The organism is Niallia circulans, from assembly GCF_003726095.1.
GTDB lineage: Bacteria > Bacillota > Bacilli > Bacillales > Cytobacillaceae > Niallia > Niallia circulans_A.
The window spans coordinates 3901384-3926172 of sequence record NZ_CP026031.1; the positions used below are offsets into that span (position 1 = coordinate 3901384).

Annotated in this window: 24 protein-coding genes; 4 read left to right on the forward strand and 20 right to left on the reverse strand. The window is 34.6% G+C overall.

Translation table 11 applies throughout. The features are described 5' to 3' along the window. Window positions 1–45 precede the first annotated feature (45 nt). Window positions 46–183: a hypothetical protein gene (locus tag C2I06_RS25170; protein ID WP_163185934.1), complete on the forward strand. Its 138-nt coding sequence runs from the start codon at window positions 46–48 to the stop codon at window positions 181–183. A gap of 224 nt (window positions 184–407) precedes the next feature. Here the strand turns inward: C2I06_RS25170 and dnaB are convergent, their stop codons facing one another. From dnaB to C2I06_RS18655, 10 genes are all read right to left on the reverse strand, one after another. Then, window positions 408–1772, reverse strand: a complete 1365-nt coding sequence (gene dnaB / locus C2I06_RS18610) for a replicative DNA helicase (protein WP_047944586.1) — start codon at window positions 1770–1772, stop codon at window positions 408–410. A gap of 250 nt (window positions 1773–2022) precedes the next feature. After that, a complete protein-coding gene (gene rplI, locus C2I06_RS18615; RefSeq protein ID WP_123258645.1) occupies window positions 2023–2472 on the reverse strand; it encodes a 50S ribosomal protein L9 in 450 nt (149 codons plus the stop codon). Beyond that, on the reverse strand, window positions 2469–4442 hold the full coding sequence (locus tag C2I06_RS18620; protein WP_123258646.1) for a DHH family phosphoesterase: 1974 nt from the start codon (window positions 4440–4442) through the stop codon (window positions 2469–2471). The genes rplI and C2I06_RS18620 overlap by 4 nt, the downstream gene beginning before the upstream one ends. A gap of 365 nt (window positions 4443–4807) precedes the next feature. Beyond that, a complete protein-coding gene (gene rpsR / locus C2I06_RS18625) occupies window positions 4808–5044 on the reverse strand; it encodes a 30S ribosomal protein S18 (protein WP_047944615.1) in 237 nt (78 codons plus the stop codon). 41 nt (window positions 5045–5085) lie between these two features. Then, window positions 5086–5604, reverse strand: a complete 519-nt coding sequence (gene ssb / locus C2I06_RS18630; protein WP_047944589.1) for a single-stranded DNA-binding protein — start codon at window positions 5602–5604, stop codon at window positions 5086–5088. Between the two features lie 56 nt (window positions 5605–5660). Then, window positions 5661–5951 carry a 30S ribosomal protein S6 gene (rpsF, locus tag C2I06_RS18635; protein WP_047944590.1) on the reverse strand — a complete coding sequence of 97 codons (291 nt, stop codon included), beginning with the start codon at window positions 5949–5951 and terminating at the stop codon, window positions 5661–5663. 165 nt (window positions 5952–6116) lie between these two features. Beyond that, complete coding sequence (locus C2I06_RS18640) at window positions 6117–7268, reverse strand: glycosyltransferase family 4 protein (protein WP_123258647.1); 1152 nt, start codon at window positions 7266–7268, stop codon at window positions 6117–6119. Between the two features lie 165 nt (window positions 7269–7433). Then, window positions 7434–8534, reverse strand: a complete 1101-nt coding sequence (ychF, locus tag C2I06_RS18645) for a redox-regulated ATPase YchF (RefSeq protein WP_095333245.1) — start codon at window positions 8532–8534, stop codon at window positions 7434–7436. A 178-nt stretch (window positions 8535–8712) separates the two neighbouring features. Then, entirely contained in the window at window positions 8713–8913 is a 201-nt protein-coding gene (locus C2I06_RS18650) for a DUF951 domain-containing protein (protein WP_095333243.1), read from the reverse strand. A gap of 20 nt (window positions 8914–8933) precedes the next feature. Next, the gene (locus C2I06_RS18655) at window positions 8934–9785 is read right to left on the reverse strand and encodes a mechanosensitive ion channel family protein (protein ID WP_095333241.1); all 852 of its coding nucleotides are present in this window, start codon (window positions 9783–9785) and stop codon (window positions 8934–8936) included. Between the two features lie 458 nt (window positions 9786–10243). Here C2I06_RS18655 and yyaC point away from each other — a divergent pair, with 458 nt between their 5' ends. Next, window positions 10244–10852: a spore protease YyaC gene (gene yyaC, locus C2I06_RS18665; RefSeq protein ID WP_123258649.1), complete on the forward strand. Its 609-nt coding sequence runs from the start codon at window positions 10244–10246 to the stop codon at window positions 10850–10852. A gap of 86 nt (window positions 10853–10938) precedes the next feature. On the opposite strand, the gene C2I06_RS18670 is transcribed toward yyaC, so the two are convergent. From C2I06_RS18670 to rpmH, 10 genes are all read right to left on the reverse strand, one after another. Then, window positions 10939–11796 carry a ParB/RepB/Spo0J family partition protein gene (locus tag C2I06_RS18670; protein ID WP_123258650.1) on the reverse strand — a complete coding sequence of 286 codons (858 nt, stop codon included), beginning with the start codon at window positions 11794–11796 and terminating at the stop codon, window positions 10939–10941. Further along, the gene (locus C2I06_RS18675; protein WP_047944597.1) at window positions 11789–12550 is read right to left on the reverse strand and encodes a ParA family protein; all 762 of its coding nucleotides are present in this window, start codon (window positions 12548–12550) and stop codon (window positions 11789–11791) included. Before C2I06_RS18675 ends, C2I06_RS18670 begins: the two co-directional genes overlap by 8 nt. Window positions 12551–13121: 571 nt before the next feature. After that, window positions 13122–14012, reverse strand: a complete 891-nt coding sequence (gene noc, locus C2I06_RS18685; RefSeq protein ID WP_095333235.1) for a nucleoid occlusion protein — start codon at window positions 14010–14012, stop codon at window positions 13122–13124. A gap of 373 nt (window positions 14013–14385) precedes the next feature. Next, on the reverse strand, window positions 14386–15105 hold the full coding sequence (gene rsmG / locus C2I06_RS18690) for a 16S rRNA (guanine(527)-N(7))-methyltransferase RsmG (protein WP_095333233.1): 720 nt from the start codon (window positions 15103–15105) through the stop codon (window positions 14386–14388). 24 nt (window positions 15106–15129) lie between these two features. Continuing rightward, complete coding sequence (mnmG, locus tag C2I06_RS18695; protein ID WP_123258651.1) at window positions 15130–17010, reverse strand: tRNA uridine-5-carboxymethylaminomethyl(34) synthesis enzyme MnmG; 1881 nt, start codon at window positions 17008–17010, stop codon at window positions 15130–15132. A 73-nt stretch (window positions 17011–17083) separates the two neighbouring features. Beyond that, complete coding sequence (gene mnmE / locus C2I06_RS18700; protein WP_095333229.1) at window positions 17084–18469, reverse strand: tRNA uridine-5-carboxymethylaminomethyl(34) synthesis GTPase MnmE; 1386 nt, start codon at window positions 18467–18469, stop codon at window positions 17084–17086. A gap of 433 nt (window positions 18470–18902) precedes the next feature. After that, window positions 18903–19532: an RNA-binding cell elongation regulator Jag/EloR gene (gene jag / locus C2I06_RS18705; RefSeq protein ID WP_095333227.1), complete on the reverse strand. Its 630-nt coding sequence runs from the start codon at window positions 19530–19532 to the stop codon at window positions 18903–18905. Further along, window positions 19529–20263: a YidC family membrane integrase SpoIIIJ gene (gene spoIIIJ, locus C2I06_RS18710; RefSeq protein WP_369988879.1), complete on the reverse strand. Its 735-nt coding sequence runs from the start codon at window positions 20261–20263 to the stop codon at window positions 19529–19531. The genes jag and spoIIIJ overlap by 4 nt, the downstream gene beginning before the upstream one ends. A gap of 139 nt (window positions 20264–20402) precedes the next feature. Then, window positions 20403–20750 carry a ribonuclease P protein component gene (gene rnpA, locus C2I06_RS18715; protein ID WP_047944605.1) on the reverse strand — a complete coding sequence of 116 codons (348 nt, stop codon included), beginning with the start codon at window positions 20748–20750 and terminating at the stop codon, window positions 20403–20405. Window positions 20751–20928: 178 nt separating this feature from the next. Next, entirely contained in the window at window positions 20929–21063 is a 135-nt protein-coding gene (gene rpmH / locus C2I06_RS18720) for a 50S ribosomal protein L34 (RefSeq protein ID WP_016201470.1), read from the reverse strand. Window positions 21064–22082: 1019 nt separating this feature from the next. Here rpmH and dnaA point away from each other — a divergent pair. Then, window positions 22083–23423: a chromosomal replication initiator protein DnaA gene (gene dnaA / locus C2I06_RS18725; RefSeq protein ID WP_095333224.1), complete on the forward strand. Its 1341-nt coding sequence runs from the start codon at window positions 22083–22085 to the stop codon at window positions 23421–23423. 198 nt (window positions 23424–23621) lie between these two features. After that, on the forward strand, window positions 23622–24755 hold the full coding sequence (dnaN, locus tag C2I06_RS18730) for a DNA polymerase III subunit beta (RefSeq protein WP_095333223.1): 1134 nt from the start codon (window positions 23622–23624) through the stop codon (window positions 24753–24755). Window positions 24756–24789 lie beyond the last annotated feature (34 nt).

Below are 24789 nucleotides of genomic sequence, written 5' to 3' on the forward strand. Positions count from 1 at the left end.
AAACTTTAACTAGACGAATATTTACATAAGGTAGGAGGATAATATATGGCTAAATCGATTTTAAGGGGAGAAAAAATCCCGAAGGATCTTTTAAAACAATTTGAGAAATTAGGGAAGAAATCAACCAGTGTTACTAAGGTAAAGATAAGAAAAAACCATAACCATCTTAATTTTTTGGGTTAAGATGGTTATGGTTTTTTTCAAGGTGCTCGTCAAAAGAGAAATTAGATTTTCCTAATAAAACTCTTCTAATTAAGATGTTAGCTCCAATATCATTTTAACGTGCATATGTCGTACTAATTAGGAATTATTGTACATACGTAATAACATATCAAAAGTTACTTCTTTATCAGGTGCATGTAATTTTAATAAATAGATATAGTTTTTTAGCTACTAATCTTTTTTCCCTAAGCGCCTGTCGGCATTGCCCCATCTTCAAAGCGCCGTTCTAAATTGACGAATTTATTATATTCTTTAACAAAAGCTAATTGTACTGTTCCTGTTGGTCCATTACGCTGTTTCGCAATAATGATCTCTATAATATTCTTGCTTTCTGATTCCTTGTCATAGTAATCATCACGGTACAAGAATGCTACAATATCGGCATCCTGCTCAATACTTCCTGATTCCCGGATATCAGACATCATCGGACGCTTATCTTGTCTTTGCTCTACCCCACGTGATAGCTGCGACAAGGCGATTACAGGCACTTGAAGCTCACGTGCAAGCTGTTTTAAGGAACGGGAAATTTCCGAAACCTCTTGCTGTCTATTTTCGCCTGCTCGCCCACTTCCTAAAATAAGCTGAAGATAATCAATTAATATCATTCCTAAGCCATGCTCCTGCTTTAAGCGGCGACATTTAGCTCTTATATCGGTAATCTTCACCCCTGGTGTATCATCAATGAAAATACCAGCATTGGATAGACTCCCCATTGCCATTGTCAGCTTGCCCCAGTCCTCGTCCGTTAATGACCCTGTACGAAGACGCTGTGCATCTATATTACCTTCTGCACAAAGCATACGCATAACAAGTTGCTCTGCTCCCATCTCCAAACTGAAGATTGCTACATTTTCTCCTGTTTTTACGGCAACATTCTGAGCAATATTTAAGGCAAAGGCCGTTTTACCAACGGATGGTCTCGCTCCAACGATAATTAGATCATTGCGCTGGAATCCAGCCGTCATTTTATCAAGCTCAGCAAACCCTGTTGCTATCCCTGTTATATCTCCTTTACGATTATGCATCTCTTCAATATTATCGTATGTTCGCACGAGAACATCTTTGATATTATGAAACGCACCGGCATTTTTCCGCTGTGCTACTTCTAAAATATTCTTTTCCGCTTCACTTAGAAGGGCTTCTACTTCATCCTCGCGGGAATATCCGTCTTGGGCAATATTTGTTGCTGTTCGAATTAATCGGCGCAGCAATGACTTCTCTTCTACGATCTTCGCATAATATTCTATATTGGCAGCAGTTGGCACAGATGCTGCCAGCTCGCTCAAATAGCTAACTCCACCTGTATCTTCTAAGTTATTAGTAGCTGCTAATTCAGACGTCACAGTTATTAAATCGACTGCTTTTCCTTCATCATTTAATTTAAGCATCGTTGAATATATTCTTTGATGTGCGCCACGATAAAAGTCTTCCGGTATTAATATTTCAGAAGCTAGTGTTAAGCTTTGTGGTTCAAGAAATATGGCCCCTAATACGGCCTGTTCAGCCTCGATATTTTGAGGGGGCATTCGATCATTTAACATTTCACTCAATCTATAAAACCTCCTTAAATGAGAGGATATGATAATAAACATAGCCTAGGTGAAAAAAAGCAACAATCTATACAAAAAGATTCTTTCATTTGCCTAAAGAGATTTTTGTATCCGCTGTGCCCTTTTCATTTCTTTTAAATATTTTCTATTAAAAACAGTCAAACAAAAAATGTGACCAGCTCAACCTGTATCACATTTTCTTAAGCTTATTCTATTTTAACATGTTTAGCGGCAAATGGAACTTCCAATATTAGCTTAATTCTTTTACATGTACATTTAATGTTGCAGACACTTCATGATGAAGCTTTACTGGAACCTTTGTCACACCTAATGAACGAATAGCATCATTTAATTCAATTTTTCGTTTATCGATTTTAATTTGATGCTTTTTATTTAGCTCTTCAGCAATTTGCTTACTTGTAATCGACCCAAACAATCTGCCGCCTTCACCTGATTTAGCATGCAGCTCTACTGTTACTTTTTCTAGCTTTTCTTTTAATTCCTTTGCTCTATTAAGCTCTTCAATAGCTTCTTTCTCTTCTTTTTTCTTTTGTGCATTTAATGTACTAACAGCGGAAGCATTCGCCTCTACAGCCAAACCTTTTTTTAAAAGAAAGTTATGTGCATAGCCATCTGCTACGTTTTTAACTTCCCCTTTTTTCCCTTTTCCTTTTACATCTTTTAGAAAAATAACTTTCATTCTTTTCTTCTCCCTTCAAAATACTCATCAATCGCTAACTTAAGCCTTGCCTCTACTTCTTCCATCGGCATATTGGATAGCTGTGTAGCAGCGTTGGTCAAATGGCCACCACCATGGAGACTTTCCATAATAATTTGGACATTGATTTCTCCTAAGGAGCGTGCGCTAATTCCTATCATCGTTTCCCCTCTAGGTGCTATAACAAAGGAGGCGATGATACCATCCATTGTTAATAGTGTATCAGCTGTTTGGGCAATTAAAACACCATCTACTGCTTCTTCTTCCTTCGCTATTGCTATTGCAATTCCCTCTTTATAAAATTGAACATTTTCAATAATTCTTGCTCTTTTCACATAGTTTTCAATATCCTCTTTTAGGAATTTTTGAACAAGTACAGTGTCTGCTCCCTGCCCTCTTAAATAAGAAGCAGCATCAAATGTTCGTGCCCCTGTTCTAAGAGTAAAGCTTTTTGTATCCACAATAATTCCTGCTAAAAGGGCTGTTGCTTCTAACATTTCAATTTTAACAGTTTTCGGCTGATATTCTAGTAATTCTGTTACTAGTTCGGCAGTAGAGGAAGCATATGGTTCCATATAGACAAGGATCGGATTCTCTATAAATTCCTCTCCACGACGATGATGGTCAATTACTACTACATCTTCTATTTTATTCAATAAATGCTCTTCAATCACTAAAGAAGGCTTATGGGTATCAACTACTACTAGAAGTGTATCGCCTGTAGCGATTTCTAATGCTTGATCAGGTGTGATAAATTTCGTAAACAAGGTCTCTTGTTTTTTTATTTCTTCCATCAACCTTCGAACAGCTGTATCTATCTCTTGAAAATTAATGACTATATATGCTTCCTTTTGGTTCATCTGGGCTACTTTATGTATCCCAATCGCTGCGCCAATTGCATCCATATCCGGGTTCTTATGTCCCATAATAATGACTTTATCACTCTCTAAAACTAATTCCTTTAAAGCATGAGAAATTACACGTGCTCTAACCCTAGTTCGTTTTTCTACAGGATTTGTTTTACCTCCAAAAAACTTCACTTTTCCATTTGGCTGCTTTATCGCTACTTGATCTCCCCCTCTTCCTAAGGCTAAATCAAGACTGGATTGTGCAATATTTCCCAGCTCAGGCAAGGAAGATACACCAGATCCAACTCCAATACTAAGTGTTAAAGGTACATTTTGCTTCGTAGTTAATTCTCGAACATCATCTAATATTGTAAACTTGCCCTTTTCCAAATTTTGTAGAATATGTTCATTGAAAATAGCAATAAAACGATCAGAGGAAATCCGTTTTAATAAGACTCCATTATCTGTAGCCCATTTATTTAAAATGGCTGTGACTGTATTATTAATGCTACTTCTTGTCTGATCATCCATACCTTGCGTTAAGTCATCATAATTATCTAGAAAGATAATGGCAATTGCGGTACGTTCGTCTTCATACAGCTTTTCAATTTCCGTTTGCTCTGTCACATCGAAAAAGTATAATAGTCGTTCTTCCACTTTATGAATGACTCGGAACTTTCTTTCATGTAATGTAATGATTTCTGTTTCTACCTCTTGTTTAATTAATGGGATAATGGATGGAGAAACATCATATAAAGACCTTCCAACAAGTGTATCCTCTGTAAAACAAGATGCTAAAAAGGGATTTGTCCATTCGATATAATAATCATCATTTATAAGCATGATTCCTATTGGCATTTCCATTAATGCCTCTTCCCCTACTTTTTTAACACGGTAGGAAAGAGTGGTTATATATTCTTCCGTTTCCTTTCTCTGACGACTATCTATTCGTAAAATAAAATAAAAAGGAATAACAAAAAGAAATAACCCAATTAAGGAAAAGAACCAATTATAAAAAGAGAGGATTCCAAGCATGATAATGGTAATACCGATTAAACTTATTAATGGATACCGTATGGATCCTTTCTCTAAAAAAGTAGGCAATTTTTCTCCTCCTAAAACTCGTGAGATTTTCACATAATCCTTACTATGTATTCATTAAACCTGATACTATTATACCCCATTATACTAAATTAAAATATAAAAAGGTCTATCTCTGTTCGTTTACTCCATGATGGATGAATAAGATTTTCCACATAATTAATTTCTTATTATGGCATTAGAAAAAGGGATTTTACCAGAAGAAAGGGTTTGCATCTTCATCTAATATTTTACTATCATTTATCTACTTCTTCAATTTAGTTACAACGTGAGTATAGCGAACAAAAAAAATAAAATGCAAGTGTTTTCATATAGATAATATAAAAACCCTATTAAACAAATGTCTAATAGGGTTTTGTATAGGCTAATTATTCTCCACTTACGTATGGTAGTAAAGCCATAGTACGAGCACGTTTAATAGCAATCGTTAATTTACGTTGATATTTAGCGCTTGTACCAGTTACACGACGAGGTAAAATTTTACCACGTTCTGAGATGAATTTTTTAAGTAAATCTACATCTTTATAATCGATGTGAGTGATACCGTTAGCTGTAAAGTAACATACTTTACGACGCTTTGCACGGCCACCTCTGCGTCCACCCATTGCCATGAGATTAACCTCCTTTTTATTATCAAAATTACTGTTTAGAACGGTAGATCATCATCTGAAATATCGATTTGACCGCTATTTGCAAATGGATCTTCATCCACTTTTGTATAATCTTGATTGTTTCTATTTGTTTGAGGTCGCTGATTCTGATAATTATTTGATCCTCCAAAAGGATTATCTTGTTCTCTTGGGGCCCCATAATTCATGTTGTCACTTCTATTATTACCAGAGCTGTTTCTAGGTTCTAAGAACTGAACACTTTCTGCTAATACTTCTGTTACATACACGCGTTTTCCGTCTTGTCCATCATAGCTACGAGTTTGAATACGACCATCAACACCTGCTAAACTTCCTTTTTTCAAGAAGTTAGCAACGTTTTCTGCTGGTTTTCTCCAAATAACACAGTTAATGAAGTCTGCTTCTCTTTCCCCTTGCTGGTTCGTAAAAGTACGGTTAACCGCAAGTGTAAAAGATGCCACAGCAACTCCACTCGGTGTATAACGCAAGTCAGGATCCTTCGTTAGACGGCCAACAAGAACTACCCGATTCATCATCAGTTTCAACTCCCTTCCATTTTAAATGTTTCACGTGAAACATCACTTATCTATTATTATTTTGCTTCATCTTTAACTACGATGTGGCGAATGATATCTTCGTTGATCTTAGCTAAACGAGAGAATTCTTCAACCGCTACTGGTGCAGCGTTAACTTTTACTAATTGATAGTAACCATCGCGGAAATCATTGATTTCATATGCAAGGCGACGTTTACCCCACTCTTTTGATTCTGCTAATTCCGCTCCATTATCTGTAAGAATAGAGTTGAAACGCTCAACAAGAGCTTTCTTAGCCTCATCTTCAATATTTGGACGGATGATGTACATAATTTCGTACTTTTTCATCACTTTCACCTCCTTTTGGTCTAGACGGCCCATATTGGGCAAGGAGCAACTATACATTACTCACAATGTAAAAGTATAGCATACTTCATACTAAATAGCAATGCAGGAAAATGAGCTGATATCTTTTCTTTTTTATTATACAAATAATGAAAAGTACTAGCTCTTTTAAGCGTACTTTTGATTAATATTACGACTGGATTGTAAAACTTCATAGTAATCACTTATTAACCCATCAAAAATAGTATCCCATGATTGAGTTAAAGCATAATTTCTAGCTTCTACTCCCATTCTCAATCGCATCGTTTCATCTTCCAATAGCTCACTTATTGCATGAACAAAACTCTCAGCATTTTGCTGTTCACATATTCTTCCATTCACATCGTTCATTACAAACTCTTTTACCCCTCCTGCATTCGCAACCACAGCCGGAGTACCGCTAGACATGGCTTCTAAAACGACATTCCCAAAAGTTTCTGTAAAGGAAGGGAAAACAAAAAGATCTGCTCCTGCATATATCCTTGCCAACTCTTCCCCCTTTATATAACCAGTTAAGGTAATATTTTTTTGTACTCTCTCTTTTTCCCTCCAGGCTACTTTGTTTGGTCCATCTCCAACAATTAGCCAATGGACCGAATCTTTGATATCAGAAGGAAAATGAATAATTTTATTTAATGTATCTAAATCTTTCTCTGGAGCTAACCTACCTACATACAATAAAATATATTTTTCTTTTATATGGTATTTCTTTCTTAGTTGTTCTTTAGCATCATGATTAGGCGCAAAAAGCTTTGAATCAATCCCTCTTCCCCAAACTTTTAAGCCATCAAAATGTAAGGACTCTAACTTTCTTTGTGTTTCTTTACTGGGAACAAATATTTTTTCCGTTGCTTGATGAAACCATTTTAAATATTTCCATAAAAATGGTTCTAGCAAGGAGGCATGGTAGTATTTAAGATATTGATCAAAGTTGGTGTGATAGGAGGATACCACTGGAATATTTAATTTCTTAGCAGCAAATAACCCGTATAATCCCATCATGTATGGTGTTGCTAGATGAATAAGGTCTGGTTGGAATTTTTTTAAACTATTTTCTATTTTCTTTGGATTGGTGATAACAGTTCGGCACTCAGGATAAAGAAAAAACGGAAGACTTGGAAATTGGTTTATATTAGGGTATGTAGTAGAAGTTTTATTTTCAGGAGAATAAACTTGATAAGCTATTTGTCTGTTGTCAAAATGATTAGTAAGTCTTTTTAAAGTCTGAGCAACACCATTTACTTGAGGAAAATAAGTGTCTGAAAAAATGGCAATTTTCAAAAGCCTCACTCCCTTTTTAGCAAACTATTTTATGTTATATTTATTTTAACAATCGAATGCTTGGAGAGTTTTAAAGAATTGTAAAAAGATTGTACAGTTATCTTCTTCCATATAAAAAATCACTCCCGCTATTCCTTAGCAGGAGTGATTTTCCTATTTATTGTATTAAACGTTGAAACGGAAGTGGATAATATCTCCATCTCTCACAACATATTCTTTACCTTCCAAGCGAACTTTACCAGCTTCCTTTGCTGCAACCATATTACCGCTCGCTAATAAATCCTCATAAGAAACGGTTTCGGCACGAATAAAGCCTCTTTCAAAATCGGAATGAATAATTCCTGCACATTGTGGTGCTTTCATTCCTTGTACAAATGTCCAAGCACGTACTTCTTGCACACCAGCAGTAAAGTATGTTGCTAGCCCAAGAAGATGATAAGCCGCACGAATTAACTGATCTAAACCAGATTCTTCAATGCCAAGCTCTTGTAAGAACATTTCTTTTTCTTCCCCTTCAAGCTCCGCAATTTCTTCTTCGATTTTTGCACAAATAATAATAACTTCTGCATTTTCATTTGCAGCAAATTCTTTTACTCGCTTTACATATTCATTATTTGCTGCATCAGCAATTTCATCTTCGCCTACATTCGCAACATATAATACCGGCTTAATGGTTAAGAGATGTAGCCCCTTAGCAATTTTTGCTTGTTCTTCTGTAAATTCTACGGTTCTTGCTGGTTTTTCTTCTTCAAAAGCAGCTTTTAATAGTTCTAATACTTCTAATTCCGCAACTGCTTCTTTATCTTTTTGTTTCGCCATTTTCCCAACTCGGGCAATTCTTTTTTCTACCGATTCTAAATCAGCAAGAATTAACTCTAGGTTGATTGTTTCTATATCAGAAATTGGATCTACTTTTCCTGAGACATGGGTAATATTATCATCAGCAAAACAACGTACTACTTGGCAAATTGCATCTACTTCACGAATATGAGATAAGAATTTATTACCAAGCCCTTCTCCTTTACTTGCCCCTTTTACAATTCCGGCAATATCTGTAAATTCAAAAGTAGTAGGTACTGTTTTTTTCGGTTGTACTAATTCTGTTAATTTTGTTAAACGATGATCAGGTACTTCTACAATTCCAACATTTGGATCAATTGTACAGAACGGATAGTTTGCTGATTCTGCACCTGCTTGTGTAATTGCATTAAATAATGTAGACTTACCAACATTGGGTAAACCAACTATTCCAGCAGTTAACGCCATTATGCCACTCCCTTATATAAACTTTCTACCTCTATCGTACAAAATAGAAAGTAATTTCATTATTATTATAAACCTCTAACAATTATAGTTTTAACGAGAGAAAAAGACAAGTAGTGTTCCTTTCCCATCAATAAAAAGACCACAAATATTATTTGCAGTCTTTTCTGAGAAAAATAGTCTATTCTTGTTCATGCTTTACTAATACCTTTTTCATTTTCCTTGCAAATTCTCTTCGCGGAATAAGAACACTATGCCCGCATCCCTCGCATTTAATGCGAATATCCATTCCTAATCGTATTATTTTCCAGCGGTTTGTACCGCAAGGATGGGCTTTTTTCATCTCAACTACATCATTTAGAGCAAATTCTTTCTGTTCCATAATACCTCCTAAAAAATGAATTACTGTGGTTGCGAATACATAACTAATTTTGGGACAGGACTTTCAATTCCATTTTCATCTAAAACATTTTTTATTTCTTTCCTTAATATCCTTGCAATAGCATGATGCTTCGTTGGCAATGTTTCAGCGACAACACGAATGGTTACTTCTGCTGCTTGAATATTTTGTACCCCTAATAATTCAGGAACACCAACAATATCTTCATATTGCTCTGGTAATTTTTCGATTAGTTCCTGTATTACTTTTTCTGCTCGATTAATATCACCTTGATAAGCAATACTTACATCGACAATCGCTTTACTATTATTGATGGAGAAATTCGTGACATCCACAATACTTCCATTCGGGATAATGTTTACCTCTCCAGTAAATCCTTTTATTTTTGTTGTACGTAATCCAATTTCCTCGACTACGCCCTCGTAAGTACCTATACGTACTTGGTCTCCTACAGAAAACTGGTCTTCAAAAATTATAAAAAACCCAGTAATAATATCTTTCACAAGACTTTGAGCTCCAAAACCAATAGCTAGGCCGACAATTCCTGCTCCTGCTAATAATGCTTTAACATCAATATGAAAGACAGATAATGCCATCATGATAGCTATGAAATAAACAACATAAGTAATCGTGTTTTCTAACAGCTTAATTAATGTTGCTTCTCTTCTTTCAGATACGCGTAAGGCAGAATGTGTTCTTACTTTAAATATATTCCGTACCGCAGCCTTCCCTATCCTGATGATAATTCCGCTTATTAGAAAAATAAGGACAAGTTTTAGTGCGCCAAAGCCGACATCCCTCCACAAATTCTCATTCATAAGACTATCTATACCTTCTTTTATATTTTTATCCATTTAGAACACCTCTAAATATAAACTTCTACTAGATTATTTTCCTTTTATCCTCTATTCATGCAACGTAATGGATGAAACAATTTCTATAAAGTTACATCAAATAAAAAATAATGCTAACTATTTTTCTATTTTACTCTTCAAAAGCCTTCATATTGGGTAAGTTTATTTTAACAGTTTTTCTATTTGCTTTGTAGTACGATATTTCCTAAAACAAAGGACTTTTGCCCTTATTACCATAAATTCCCCTCCTATTTGTCTCACTCTTTTTTCCTTTATTTTGATGGATATGTATAGAATATGTCTCTTTTCCATATACTGAATACTACAATAACTTTGCTTAAAAACAACTAATGGTTCGATAGATTTCCATCTTTGATGGTTGGTCAAAACATCCATTAACTTAATAATTGCTTTCTCCTATAGATATTATCGAATCCTAAATAAAAGGAGTAGATTCAATGACCTTATATTCCAGCCTTTTCGAAAAAAATGAACTTCCCGTTAGAATAGCATATGATGAACAATTAGCCGCCTTTAAGATTGCAGATTCATTAGCTAAACATTTGCCATCCATTTCAATCAATCAGCCAATTGTCTTTATGTGTATTGGCACTGATCGTTCTACTGGAGATTCATTAGGTCCGCTTATTGGTACCTTGTTAAGCGAAAAGAATATTTCTCCTTTTCATGTTTATGGAACACTAGATGCTCCAATACACGCTCTTAATTTAGAGGAAAAATTAAAAGAAGTGCATGAAAAACATAAAAATCCTTACATTATAGGGATTGATGCTTGTCTTGGTAGAATGAAAAGTGTAGGTATCGTACAAATTGGTGATGGGCCTGTAAAACCGGGTAGTGGTGTCAATAAAGAGCTTCCTCCTGTAGGAAATATTCATATTACAGGGATAGTAAATATTAGTGGTTTTATGGAATTCTTGGTTCTTCAGAATACTAGATTAAGCTTAGTATTAAATATGGCCAAAATCATTTCAAAAGGCATTTATCATACTAGCCTTCGCTATATGCATACTAGAGAATATCAGGTGAAGGAGGAACCCGTTTAATCGCCTTCTATCTTTTCTAATATAAAAGCCCCCTAAAAAAGGTGTAGTTCACATCCTCTGTAAACTCCCCTTTCTTAGGTGGCTTTTTACTTTTCATTTTCTAATTCAAATAATTGAAGAATACGCGCTAAGTCGTCTTCAGAGAAAAATTCAATTTCAATTTTCCCTTTATTTTTCTTCTGTTTAATATGAACAGTAGTACCAAATCTTTCACGCAGAAATGACTCTTGCTCTTTTAAAAAGACATTTTTCACAGGCGCTTTTTCTTTTTTTGTTTCACGTGGAACATTCTCATTTAGTTGCTGAATCAATTGTTCCAGCTGACGCACGTTTAATCCGTCTTTAATAATTTTATCAACTATTGCTGGAAGCTTATCTTTATTTTTCAGTCCTAATAAAGTTCTTCCATGTCCCATGGATATTTTACCGTCAGAAATATAATTTTGCACAGCCTTTGGAAGAGTCAATAAGCGAACATGGTTGGCAATATGGGGTCTGCTTTTACCTAAACGCTTTGCAAGTTCCTCTTGAGTCAGCTTTAGCTTCTTCATTAAAGTCTGATAGGCATGTCCTTCTTCAATAGGTGATAAATCTTCTCTTTGAAGATTCTCTAGTACTGCTAATTCCATCATTTGTTGCTCTGTTAATTGACGGACAACTGCTGGAACTGTCTCTAGCCTAGCTTCTTTAGCTGCTCGATATCTACGTTCACCAACAACTATTTCATAGCCTTTAATACTCTTTCTAACGATTATCGGTTGAAGAATTCCATGTTCTAGTATAGAAAGCTTCAATTCTTCAATCGCTTCCTCATCAAAGAATTTTCTTGGCTGATAAGGATTCGGACGTAATTCATTTAGACTTATTTCTTGAACATTTTCTTCCTTCTCAACATCTATTTTAGGAAAAAAGGCATCTAATCCTTTTCCAAGTCCTTTAGCCACTAGTAACCACTTCCTTCGCAAGGTCCAAATATACTTCTGCACCACGTGACTTTGGATCGTAAATGATAATTGGTTCCCCATGACTCGGTGCTTCTGATAATCGAATATTTCTTGGAATAATTGTTTTATAGACTTTGTCTTGGAAATACTTTTTAACCTCTTCAATAACTTGTAAACCTAGATTTGTTCTAGCATCTAACATTGTTAGCAGCACACCCTCTATGGCCAAATCATGATTTAAATGTTTTTGAACAAGTCGAACTGTATTTAATAATTGACTTAATCCCTCTAACGCATAATATTCACATTGAACTGGAATTAATACCGCATCTGAAGCAGTTAATGCATTAATCGTTAATAACCCTAAAGAAGGAGGACAATCTATTAATACGTAGTCATAGTTATGTTTGACTTCATCTAATGCCCTTTTTAATCTAACTTCTCTCGAAATAGTAGAAACAAGTTCTATTTCTGCCCCAGCTAACTGAATAGTAGCTGGAATAACATCCAAATTCTCTACATTTGTCTGTTTAATCACCATACTTGCTTCTAGATCATCGACTAACACATCATAGATACAATGATCAACATCAGCTTTTTCAATACCTACACCACTAGTAGCATTTCCTTGTGGATCAATATCTACTAATAATACACTTTTCCCGATATATGCTAAACAAGAGCCAAGATTGACTGATGTAGTTGTTTTTCCAACTCCACCTTTTTGGTTAGCAACAGTAATAATTTTACCCATGATGTCACCTACCTTTTATTCCATACTAGCTACGAAATATAAATCGACGCAAGATGGCTACTTAATATAAAATGATTGAACCGTTTAATAGCTCATTTAAAACTATAAAACAATTTATTAGTAAAAAAACAGAATAGACTACAACATGGCTCATTTCCTACCTATTGTAATCACGTATATTATTTTATCATGAAAACTTCTAAATTTCGTTATTTTTTCTTTTAATCTCGATTAATGATGGAAAATGAAAAGAAACTCCTACAATAAAATAAGGGATAAAACCTTATTATTACAAGTATTTTTGGAGAATTTCTCTATTTGATTGGCCTAAAAATAATCATCGTAAATAAGCAATGGAGGTTTTAAATTTTTATTTGTGGTGTCCTTTGAGGAAAAAATCATCCTATAAAAAAGTGAGAATCAGCATAAATGGCTATTATTCTCACAAAAAATATGCTCTGTTAAATAAATATAATGACGAAAAGGAATTCTTAATACAAATGGAATTTAACAGAGCTCAAAATCTTCAAGGAAATATAAATAATTATGCTATATAAAATCTATTAACCTATTATTTCTTTTTCGGTATTTTAATCGTAAATTGGTAAAAATCTTCAAATTCTTCTTCTTGAGCATTCAGATTAATACCACTATCAGAAACCATATTTAATGATTGGCGGATTGTATTTACAGCTATCCGCATATCTTTACTAAAAGCCTTTCTTTTTGGCTTTGGCTTCTGCTTCGTCTGTTCGAGCATTCTCACTACACGCTCTTCTGTTTGCTTTACGTTTAAGCCCTTTTCAATGATTTCTTGTAAAAGCTGAATTTGTTTTTCGCGTTCTTTTAATGGAATCATCGAACGAGCATGACGCTCAGAAATCTCTTTATTTAATAAAGCTTCTTGAATTTCTTCTGGCAATTTAAGAAGTCTCAATTTATTCGCAACAGTCGATTGCCCTTTCCCTAATCTTTGCGCAAGGGCCTCCTGGGTAAGATTGTGCAGCTCTAATAATTTTCCATATGCAATTGCTTCTTCAATTGGAGAAAGCTCTTCTCTTTGAAGATTTTCAATAAGTGCAACAGACGCAGTTTCTGTATCACTCAAGTTTTTTATGATAGCTGGCGCTTCTTCCCAACCAAGCTTTTTCATTGCTCTCCATCTTCGTTCTCCAGCAATGATTTCAAATTTATCTTGCTCATACTCTCTAATTACTATTGGTTGAATAATACCATGGGTATGGATTGTACGAGCTAATTCTTCAATTTTTTCATCATCAAATACCGTTCTTGGTTGAAAACGGTTAGGAACAATCTGATGAATTGGGATTTTTCTAACTTCTTCACTGTTTCCCATATTCTCGATCTCCTCTTGAGCAGCATCTGCACCTAATTGACTAGCATCTTCTATTGGATCTCCTTTTTCGCCTAGTCCAAAAAATCGTGAGAAAGAAGGCTTCATCACCCTGCACCACCTTTACAAAACTCCCTATTAATTATTCTCTATATGAAACATTAATCCCTGCAAAGTCATCTAACTTATAGAAAGAAACTTCTCGAAATTTAATAGAATATGACAATTATAGGTATATTATATAGTAGATATGATAATTGATATAGTCCTAATCCTATGAATGATTATATCATTCTCTTTTCTCTTTCGTAATAGCTTAAAATTAATCGCCTATTTTTACTGTCTTCATAGTAAGATTCCACCCCTTATCATTCGACAAACTTCACTTTAAAGAGGGGTGGAAAAAAGAGTATCTTCGAAAGACGTGAAATTAGCTTTAAGACAGCTAACATTTCATCCCGCTAAATTGCTTAGGCTTTCCCTATTCGATTGGTTCCTTATTAGGAGTTCCTGGTTTTCTAGGATACTTTTTAGGTGTTGGCTTTTCCTTTGCGATTGTGATGATATTTCTTTCGCTTTCTTCAATTGGCAACAAAAAGGCGTGTGTTGCATTCACCTTTCCTCCTAATAGGTTTACAGCCTTTTTTCCAGCTTCCAGTTCTTCTTTGGCACTTGCTGCTTTCATAGCAACAAAAGTACCTCCAACCTTTACTAGTGGTAGACAAAGTTCACTTAAGACGGAAAGTCTTGCTACAGCTCTGGCCGTAACAATATCAAATGTTTCACGATACTCTTTATTTTGGCCAAAGGTTTCTGCTCGGTCATGAATAAAGTTAACCTCTTCTAACTCTAAAACGGACGCTAGATGCTCAAGAAAGTGAATTCTTTTCTTCAAGGAGTCAACAATTGTTACCTTTAAATCAGGAAAGACAATTTTTAAAGGAATACTTGGAAAGCCAGCCCCAGCTCCCACATCACATAGCTGTGCAGGATGATGAAACCCTTCATAGTAAAATCCAGCAGTAATGGAATCATAAAAATGCTTCAAATAAACATCTGATTTTTCCGTAATAGCTGTTAAATTCATTTTTTCATTCCACTCTACCAATGTTTCATAGTAGAGCTCAAACTGATTTATTTGCTTTTCCGATAAAGTGATTCCTTTATCGGAGAGCATTTGAATAAATTCTTCCGTATTCATGCATGAACCCTTTCTATCCAGAGATTAAACTCGAGCAATTTTCCCTTGTTCTAAATAAACTAATAAAATGGATATATCTGCTGGATTTACCCCAGATATTCTTGATGCCTGCGCAATGGACAATGGTCGAACTTTTTTTAATTTCTGTACTGCTTCTGTTGCAAGACTAGAGATAGCATCATAATCAATGTTCTCAGGAATTTTTTTATTCTCCATTTTCTTTAGTCTTTCTACTTGCTGTAAGGATTTCTCAATATAGCCTTCATACTTTATCTGAATTTCTACTTGCTCTTTTATATCTTCCGTTAATTCTATCTCACTAGGTGCCAGTCCTTCAATATGACTATAATTCATTTCAGGTCGCTTTAATAAGTCTCCTGCTCTTATGCCATCTTTTAATTCACTGCCGCCTTGTTCTTTAATAACGTTTTGAACTTGTTCATTTGGCTTTAGCATGACTTCGCTTAAACGTTGCTTTTCTTTTTCAATTAATTGCTTTTTCTCCGAGAATTTTGCGTAACGTTCTTCAGAAATAAGACCAATTCTATAGCCAATATCCGTTAAACGCAAATCTGCATTATCATGGCGAAGTAATAAACGATATTCTGCTCGAGAAGTTAAAAGACGGTAAGGTTCATTTGTACCCTTTGTAACTAAATCATCAATTAAAACGCCAATATATGCATCAGAACGACTTAAAATAACTTCTTCTTTTTCTAAAGCATTTAAGCCTGCATTTATCCCAGCCATTAATCCTTGCCCTGCTGCCTCTTCGTATCCTGAAGTTCCATTAATTTGACCAGCAGTATAAAGATTTTTGATTTTCTTTGTTTCCAATGTTGGCCATAGCTGTGTTGGCACAATTGCATCATACTCAATTGCATATCCCGCACGCATCATTTGCACATTTTCTAATCCTGGTATCGTTCTTAGAATTTCCTGTTGAACATCTTCAGGCAAGCTTGTGGATAATCCTTGCACATAAACTTCTTGAGTGTTTTTTCCCTCTGGCTCTAAGAAAATTTGATGTCGCGGTTTATCGTTAAATCGAACCACTTTATCTTCAATTGATGGGCAATAACGTGGTCCAGTTCCTTTAATCATCCCTGAGTACATCGGAGAACGATGTAAGTTTGCATCAATAATTTGGTGTGTTGTTTCATTTGTATATGTTAACCAGCAAGGAAGCTGTTCTGTAATAAATTTCGTTGTTTCATAAGAAAATGCTCTTGGAACATCATCTCCTGGCTGTATTTCTGTTTTAGAGTAGTCAATAGTATGACTATTTACACGAGGAGGTGTTCCTGTTTTAAAGCGAACTAAGTCAAAACCTAGCTCCTGTAAATGCTCTGATAATCGAATGGATGGCTGCTGGTTATTCGGACCGCTTGAATATTTAAGCTCCCCTAAAATAATTTCGCCGCGAAGATATGTTCCAGTAGTGACGACAATTGTTTTTGCACGATACGTAGCACCCGTTTTCGTAATGACACCTTTTGCAACTTGATCCTCTACTATTAATTCTTCTACCATCCCTTGAATTAATGTCAGATTAGGTTCATTTTCTAATGTCTTTTTCATTTCATGTTGATACATATATTTATCTGCCTGAGCTCTTAGTGCACGGACTGCAGGTCCTTTTCCTGTATTCAACATTCTCATCTGAATATAGGTCTTATCAATATTTTTACCCATTTCGCCGCCAAGGGCATCAATTTCTCTAACAACAATCCCTTTTGCCGGTCCTCCAACAGATGGATTACATGGCATAAAAGCAACCATATCTAAATTAATTGTTAACATTAATGTTTTGGCGCCTAGTCTTGCTGCCGCAAGTCCTGCTTCACAACCTGCATGGCCTGCACCAATAACAATTACATCATAATTTCCAGCTTCGTACTGCATCATGATGCCTCCTTCTTTCTAAGTCTTTCTTTTAGCTTGATTTCGAGGCTCTGTACTATTTATGTTAATTCATTTATTTCCCCAAACAAAATTGCGAGAACAACTGATTAATTAAGCTTTCATGAACACTTTCACCAATAATCTCACCAAGTATTTCCCACGTTCTTGTCAAATCAATTTGTACAATATCGATTGGTGTTCCAGTTTCTGCGCCTACTATTGCATCACTAATAGCATTTAATGCTTGATTCAATAAGGAAATATGTCTAGAGTTAGAAACATAAGTCATATCACTTGCTTCAATGGAACCTTCAAAGAATAGGCTGGATATTGCCTCTTCTAATTGATCTACACCATTTTCTTCTACTAAAGAAGTCGTAATGACTTTTCGATTACCGGCAAGTTCTTTTACTTTTTCTAAATCAATCTTTTGTGGTAAGTCTGTTTTATTAACTATTACAATAAAATCCATACCTTCTGTTGCCTTAAAAATATTCTTATCTTCTTCTGTTAAATCATCCGCATAATTTAAGACAAGCAAAATTAAATCTGCTTCTCGTAGTACCTTCCGAGATTTCTCTACCCCTATTCGCTCTACAATATCTTCTGTTTCTCGAATACCGGCAGTATCCAGCAAACGAAGAGGAACTCCGCGCACATTTACATATTCTTCAATGACATCTCTTGTTGTACCAGGGATATCTGTAACGATTGCTTTATTTTCTTGCACTAAACTATTTAATAAAGAGGATTTCCCTACATTTGGTCTTCCCACAATAACGGTTGCTAGACCTTCTCGCAGAATCTTTCCTTGTTGTGATGTTTGCAGTAATTTTTCAATCTCCGTCTTAATATACTTCGATTTCTCGAACATCACTTGCTGTGTCATCTCTTCCACATCATCATACTCTGGATAATCTATATTAACCTCTACTTGAGCTAATGTCTCTAAAATTTCTTGGCGCAAATGCTTGATTAATTTCGATAATCTTCCTTCCATTTGTCCAAGTGCTACATTCATCGCTCGATCTGTTTTGGCTCTTATTAAATCCATTACCGCTTCTGCCTGAGAAAGATCGATTCTTCCATTCAAAAAGGCTCTTTTTGTAAATTCACCTGGTTCGGCAATTCTTGCACCATGAGAAGTAGTCAACTGCAATAAGCGATTCACCGAGGCAAGTCCACCATGGCAATTAATTTCGACAACATCTTCTTTTGTAAAAGTTTTCGGCCCTCTCATCAACGATACCATTACTTCTTCCACAACCTCATTTGTTGCTGGATCCATGATATGTCCATAATGTATCGTATGAGTTGCTACCTCACTTAACTTTTTATTTCCTATACTCTTAAAGAGCTTGTCTGCGATTTTTATTGAATCCGGTCCACTTAATCGAACGATTGCGATCGCTCCCTCGCCCATTGGCGTCGATATCGCAGCAATTGTATCTAATTCCATCTTTTTCACCTCAATTCAAAAAAATAATATCTATTTAAATGATTGTATTCACCTTTGACATGATTACAATAGATTAGATTAACATATCCACAAATGTAAAAAAAGAAAAAAATCCGCACACTTATCCACATTCATTTTTATCATTACTTACCATTTTATCTTATCCACATGTGAATAACAATAAAACGAAAAATAAAATTACAAAAGCAATGCCCTTCTTCTTACTAATTTTATGGATGCTTAGATCCAGTTTATTAGCTCCTATTACTTTTTTCTAAATCACTTTTAATCGATAACTGCTTTTGTTCCTTCTTTCATGGCTCTGCCTCCAAAACTAAATAACCAACGAACCATCCATAATGGGAAATAACCACTAACTTCTTTTAAAGGCAAAAAAAGAGATTGTCTCTTTCTTGAGAGACAATCTCTTTTTCTATCTATTTTTCATCTTAATCGGTGCAATAATTATATGCCTTTTCGCATCTTCTCCCGAAGAGTAAGTTTTTATTCCTTTGAAAGATACCAAAGCAGTATGAATTGTTTTTCTTTCATCAGCGGGCATCGGTTCGAGCGGAATCTCTTTGCCTATTTTAACCGCTTTATAAGCAATTCTTTCCGCTAACTGAATTAACGCCTGTTTTCTTCGTTCACGGTAGCCTTCTGCATCTAATAATACTTTTAAGTATTCTTTTGATTCTCTATTAATGACCAATTGTGCTAGATATTGAATAGAATTAAGGGTCTGCCCTCTTTTACCGATTAATAGAGCAATTTTTTCACCAGATAATTCATACAATATATTTCTGCCATTTTGTTTTACTTGAATCTTAACCGGAACGCCCATTTTTTCGCAAACATCTTTGAGAAATTCCTCTACTAATTCCACTGGATTCACTTTTTTCTTTACAATTACCTTTGCTGTTCTAGAACCAAAACCAAGAAATCCCTTTTTTCCTTCCTCAACAACAATGATTTCAACTTGATTCTTTGTTGTCTTAAGCTGAGCTAAAGCTGACTCCACTGCTGCGTCGACTGTTTGTCCTACGGCAGTAACTTCTTTCACTTCTTCGCTCCTCCTGCTTTGCTAGTTTGTCCAGCAGTTTTAATTTCAGGACCTTTGATAAAATACGTTTGAACAATTGTAAAGATATTCCCTACTACCCAGTAAAGAGATAATGCTGCCGGAAAATTAATAGCAAATACTAAAATCATCACTGGCATAATCCAAACCATCATTTGCATTTGCGGATTTGGCGGTGCTCCTGCCATTGATAGTTTTGTTTGAATAAATGTTGTTACACCAGCTATAATCGGTAGTAAATAGATTGGATCAGGCTGTCCTAAACTGAACCATAAGAAATCATGGGAAGCAATTTCTCTTGTACGAGAAATTGCATGATAAAATCCAATCAATATAGGCATTTGTACGATTAGAGGGAAACAACCCGCTAATGGATTTACTTTATTCTCTTGGAATAACTTCATTGTTTCTTCTTGAAGCTTTTGTTGTGTCTTTTGGTCTTTCGAGCTATATTTTTGCTGCAGCTCTTTCATCTGTGGCTGGATTGCCTGCATTGCCTTACTGTTTCTTGTTTGTTTAATCATAAGCGGTAAAATAACCAATCGAACTAAAATAGTTACGATAATAATAGAGATACCATAACTACCCCCAGCGAATGCTGCTGTTTTAATAATCAATTGAGATAATGGATATACAATGTATTCATTCCAAATCCCTTCACTTTCAGAAGTTATTGGTTGATTAAACTCTGTACATCCTGTTAGAATGGTCATTAAAAAAAGTAGACCAACTATCAATAAAAATTTCTTATTCAAGCTGCAAATCCTCCTGTAATATAATTTTCGAATATTACTTAATAAGTATTGTAACCGATAAACGAATGGTAGGAAACGCTTTAATAGGATTTTCCCCTTAATTCTTTTTTGAAAGAACTTTTGCTATTTTCAAAATATGGATAAGACTCTTTTTTACTTCTTCAAAAGACATATCAGCAACAGGCTTTCTTACAATTATGACATAATCATACTTATTTTCCAACATGTCATCTAATTCAAGAAATGCTTGTCTTACATAGCGTTTTATCTGGTTTCTTTTTACGGCATTGCCGATTTTTTTACTAACAGATAAGCCAATACGAAAATGCACTTGTTCTTCTTTTTTCAATTTATAAATAACAAACTGTCGATTGGCAAAAGATTGCCCTTTTTTAAAAACAGACTGAAATTCTTTATTTTTCTTGATTCTAAATTCTTTTTTCAACGTTTATAACTCCTTCAATCCTCCAACTTACCTAATTTCCCAATAAAAGAAAGAATTAGATAGGCATCTTAACGTGAAGTAAACCAATCTATTGTAAAAAAAGGAAGGGTCTGTCCTTTTATGCAAGATCATTCCCTTCTCCTTTTAATTGAAAAAAGACCACTGACTTTTCAGTGGCCTAAGCTGATAATACTTTTCTTCCTTTGCGTCGACGGCGCGCTAAGACATTACGTCCATTTGAGCTGCTCATGCGGCTACGGAATCCGTGAACTTTACTTCTTTTACGTTTATTTGGTTGATAAGTTCTTTTCATTGTATATGACACCTCCCTGAGGAATAGCTGTTATAGACAGTCCTTACAATTATATAAACATAGGCAATTAATTGTCAACTATTCATTTTATTTATCTAATTTTATGGATCACTTTATTTAGTGATGTTCCTATCTTTTTAGGCCATTGCAATAGTATACCACATATTTTTCTATTCTACTTCATAATCCTTCCCAACATTTCTATTTCTTAACGAATAATTTTTACCAATTTGGATATTCAACAAAAATTTCATTTATCTAATTTTGAGCATTTTTAACTATCCTTTCGACGATTGTGGATAAATTTCGACGGTAATATTTTTTCCACAATAGTTATTTACAACTTTTCAACAAACTAATACCTTGTGGACATTTATTACTAACAACCTAATTGACTTGTGGATAAGATATTAAAAAGCATTGCAGTTCTTATAAATTTTTGTTATTATAGTTTTGTTTTCACATCTGAATAAAATCTGTGCATAACTCCATTATCCACAATCTGTGGATAAGTTGTGGACATCTTATTCTTTGTGACTGAACAGAGTTTTCCACAGATGGTGGATACTGTCGAAATACCACTAATCTTCCTTATAATATATTTTTCCACATTAGAAAAGGACAACTTTCCTGTTATCTTGCCTATTTATATCAATATAGCGCAAGATTTTGTCCAAAGTCACGATTAGATGATTCCTTTTGCAGGAATTTGACGACTAAATACAGGAAGCAAAGAAAAAAATATCAACTTTTGCAAAAAAAATATTTAACACCTGTTTACGATTGCTGCTTATCGCATCCATTGATTTTAAATTTTTTAGCAAAAGTATTTCTGAGCGATTTTATCTTAAGGCTTTAAGGCTCTTTTTTTGTTTTTAATATTTTTTCAGAAACGATAAATTGAGTAATTTTAACCATTCCTATTGAAAATTATCTTTTTCTATACGTTTTAAGATAGATCATCTGCTAGGATGAACAGAGCTAATACAATTAACTTTGAGAAAAGGAGGCGAGGATACTTGAAGAATATAACGGATCTCTGGAATAATGCCCTAAGTACAATCGAAACAAAGATTAGTAAACCTAGTTTTGATACATGGCTTAAGCCTACAAAGGCTAATTCCTTGCAAGGAGATCTTCTAGTTGTAACAGCACCTAATGAATTTGCCCGAGATTGGTTAGAAGAACGGTACTCTCAACTGATTGCTGAAATACTTTATGAAATTACAGGAGAGGAACTTCTTGTAAAATTTATTATTCCTCAAAATCAAAAAGAAGAGGAATTCGATCAGCAAATTTCTACCAAACAAAAGAAAAAAGAAGAAGAAGTTACGGAACAAACTATTTTAAATTCCAAATATACGTTTGACACTTTTGTAATTGGATCTGGAAATCGCTTTGCTCATGCAGCTTCCCTTGCTGTTGCCGAAGCACCTGCAAAGGCATATAACCCTCTATTTATTTATGGAGGAGTTGGACTTGGAAAAACTCACTTAATGCATGCAATTGGTCACTATGTTCTTGATCATAATCCATCTGCTAAAGTAGTTTATTTATCTTCTGAGAAATTCACAAACGAATTTATTAATAGTATCCGTGATAATAAAGGTGCTGAATTCCGTGATAAATATCGAAATGTTGACGTTCTTTTAATAGATGATATTCAATTTCTTGCTGGAAAAGAATCAACACAAGAAGAATTTTTCCATACATTTAACACGTTACATGAAGAAAGCAAACAAATTATTATCTCTAGTGATCGTCCTCCAAAGGAAATTCCAACACTAGAGGATCGCCTGCGTTCTCGTTTTGAATGGGGACTTATTACAGATATTACGCCACCAGATTTAGAAACACGGATTGCTATCTTAAGAAAAAAAGCAAAAGCAGATGGGTTAGACATCCCAAATGAAGTAATGCTTTATATTGCTAATCAAATAGATTCAAATATTCGCGAGCTAGAAGGTGCACTTATTCGTGTTGTTGCATATTCTTCTTTAATTAATAAAGATATAAATGCTGATTTAGCAGCTGAAGCATTAAAAGATATAGTCCCAAGCTCTAAACCGCGAGTAATAACCATTCATGATATTCAAAAAGTAGTAGGAGAGCATTTTCATATCAAGTTAGAAGATTTCAAAGCCAAAAAACGAACGAAATCCATTGCATTCCCAAGACAAATTGCTATGTACTTATCAAGAGAATTGACGGATTTCTCCTTACCAAAAATCGGGGAAGAGTTCGGCGGTCGTGATCATACAACTGTTATTCATGCCCATGAAAAAATATCAAAATTGCTTTTAACAGACTCTCTTCTTCAAAAACAATTAAAAGAAATAAATGAACTCTTAAAAGTTTAGATAGAATAATGTGTATAACTCGCCTTACTTTAAACACAGTCTATCCACATGTTGATAGACTGTGTTTCCTTGCTTAAATATAGTTATCCACATACTAACAGGACCTACTACTTGTACTACTATTTTTTTTAAAATATATTATTAAAATAAGCATTTAGAACTTACATTCAAAAATTATTTAAATCGGAGGATTAATTAATGAAATTCATCATCCAAAAAGACCATCTTGTTCAAAGTGTTCAAGATGTAATGAAAGCAATTACTAGTAGAACAACAATTCCTATTCTAACTGGGATAAAAATTGTTGCGAGTGAAGAAGGAGTAACATTAACTGGAAGTGATTCTGATATTTCCATTGAATCTTTTATTCCTAAAGAAGAAGGAGATCAAGAAATAGTTGATATCCAACAGCCTGGTTCTATTGTTTTACAAGCTAAGTTTTTTAGTGAAATTGTAAAAAAACTCCCTACCAGCCAAGTTGAAATTATGGTTGATAATTTACAAACAACAATCCGTTCTGGTAAATCAGAGTTCAATTTAAATGGACTTGATTCTGAGGAATACCCGCATTTACCACAAATTTCGGAACAAAATTCTATTAAAGTTCCTACAGATTTACTAAAAAATATTATTAAACAAACTGTTTTTGCAGTGTCCACCTCAGAAACACGTCCAGTGTTGACAGGTGTAAACTGGAAAATAGAAAACAATGATTTAATCTGTATTGCAACAGATAGTCATCGACTAGCTTTAAGAAAAGCAAAAATAGAAACAGAGGAAGAACAATCATTTAATATTGTTATTCCAGGAAAAAGTTTAAATGAGTTGAATAGAATTTTAGATGATCATGATGAGCCTGTTGAAATTTTTGTTACGGAAAACCAGATTCTATTTAAAACGAAACATATTCTATTTTTCTCACGCTTGTTAGAAGGGAATTATCCTGATACCAATCGCTTAATACCTACTGAAAGCAAGACGGATATTGTTGTAAACTCTAAAGAATTTTTGCAATCCATTGATCGTGCTTCCTTACTTGCACGTGAAGGCCGAAATAATGTTGTTAAATTTTCAACCATGAGTGATAATGTGATAGAAATTTCTTCTTTTACTCCGGAAATTGGAAAAGTAATGGAGGAATTAGTGAGTGAATCAGTTAGTGGGGAAGAATTAAAAATTTCTTTCAGTGCTAAATTTATGATGGATGCGTTGAAAGTTCTTGAAGGATCAGAAGTGAAAATTAGTTTTACTGGAGCGATGCGACCATTTGTTATTCATCCAACAAATGATGATTCTACATTGCAGCTTATATTACCGGTTAGAACCTATTAAAAGTTTTGGGTGTTCTGTTTAATGAACACCCAAT

What these genes read in the sequence shown, in the direction of transcription:
- ychF (WP_095333245.1), bottom strand. Translation starts at nt 8,534, where the DNA reads ATGGCGTTAACTGCTGGAATAGTTGGTTTACCCAATGTTGGTAAGTCT.
- rpmH (WP_016201470.1), bottom strand. Translation starts at nt 21,063, where the DNA reads ATGAAAAGAACTTATCAACCAAATAAACGTAAAAGAAGTAAAGTTCAC.
- mnmG (WP_123258651.1), bottom strand. Translation starts at nt 17,010, where the DNA reads ATGCAGTACGAAGCTGGAAATTATGATGTAATTGTTATTGGTGCAGGC.
- spoIIIJ (WP_369988879.1), bottom strand. Translation starts at nt 20,263, where the DNA reads ATGACCATTCTAACAGGATGTACAGAGTTTAATCAACCAATAACTTCT.
- C2I06_RS18655 (WP_095333241.1), bottom strand. Translation starts at nt 9,785, where the DNA reads ATGGATAAAAATATAAAAGAAGGTATAGATAGTCTTATGAATGAGAAT.
- rsmG (WP_095333233.1), bottom strand. Translation starts at nt 15,105, where the DNA reads ATGAATACGGAAGAATTTATTCAAATGCTCTCCGATAAAGGAATCACT.
- yyaC (WP_123258649.1), top strand. Translation starts at nt 10,244, where the DNA reads ATGACCTTATATTCCAGCCTTTTCGAAAAAAATGAACTTCCCGTTAGA.
- rplI (WP_123258645.1), bottom strand. Translation starts at nt 2,472, where the DNA reads ATGAAAGTTATTTTTCTAAAAGATGTAAAAGGAAAAGGGAAAAAAGGG.
- C2I06_RS18650 (WP_095333243.1), bottom strand. Translation starts at nt 8,913, where the DNA reads ATGGAACAGAAAGAATTTGCTCTAAATGATGTAGTTGAGATGAAAAAA.
- C2I06_RS18675 (WP_047944597.1), bottom strand. Translation starts at nt 12,550, where the DNA reads ATGGGTAAAATTATTACTGTTGCTAACCAAAAAGGTGGAGTTGGAAAA.
- rpsF (WP_047944590.1), bottom strand. Translation starts at nt 5,951, where the DNA reads ATGAAAAAGTACGAAATTATGTACATCATCCGTCCAAATATTGAAGAT.
- ssb (WP_047944589.1), bottom strand. Translation starts at nt 5,604, where the DNA reads ATGATGAATCGGGTAGTTCTTGTTGGCCGTCTAACGAAGGATCCTGAC.
- dnaN (WP_095333223.1), top strand. Translation starts at nt 23,622, where the DNA reads ATGAAATTCATCATCCAAAAAGACCATCTTGTTCAAAGTGTTCAAGAT.
- rpsR (WP_047944615.1), bottom strand. Translation starts at nt 5,044, where the DNA reads ATGGGTGGACGCAGAGGTGGCCGTGCAAAGCGTCGTAAAGTATGTTAC.
- C2I06_RS25170 (WP_163185934.1), top strand. Translation starts at nt 46, where the DNA reads ATGGCTAAATCGATTTTAAGGGGAGAAAAAATCCCGAAGGATCTTTTA.
- noc (WP_095333235.1), bottom strand. Translation starts at nt 14,012, where the DNA reads ATGAAGCCTTCTTTCTCACGATTTTTTGGACTAGGCGAAAAAGGAGAT.
- mnmE (WP_095333229.1), bottom strand. Translation starts at nt 18,469, where the DNA reads ATGGAATTAGATACAATTGCTGCGATATCGACGCCAATGGGCGAGGGA.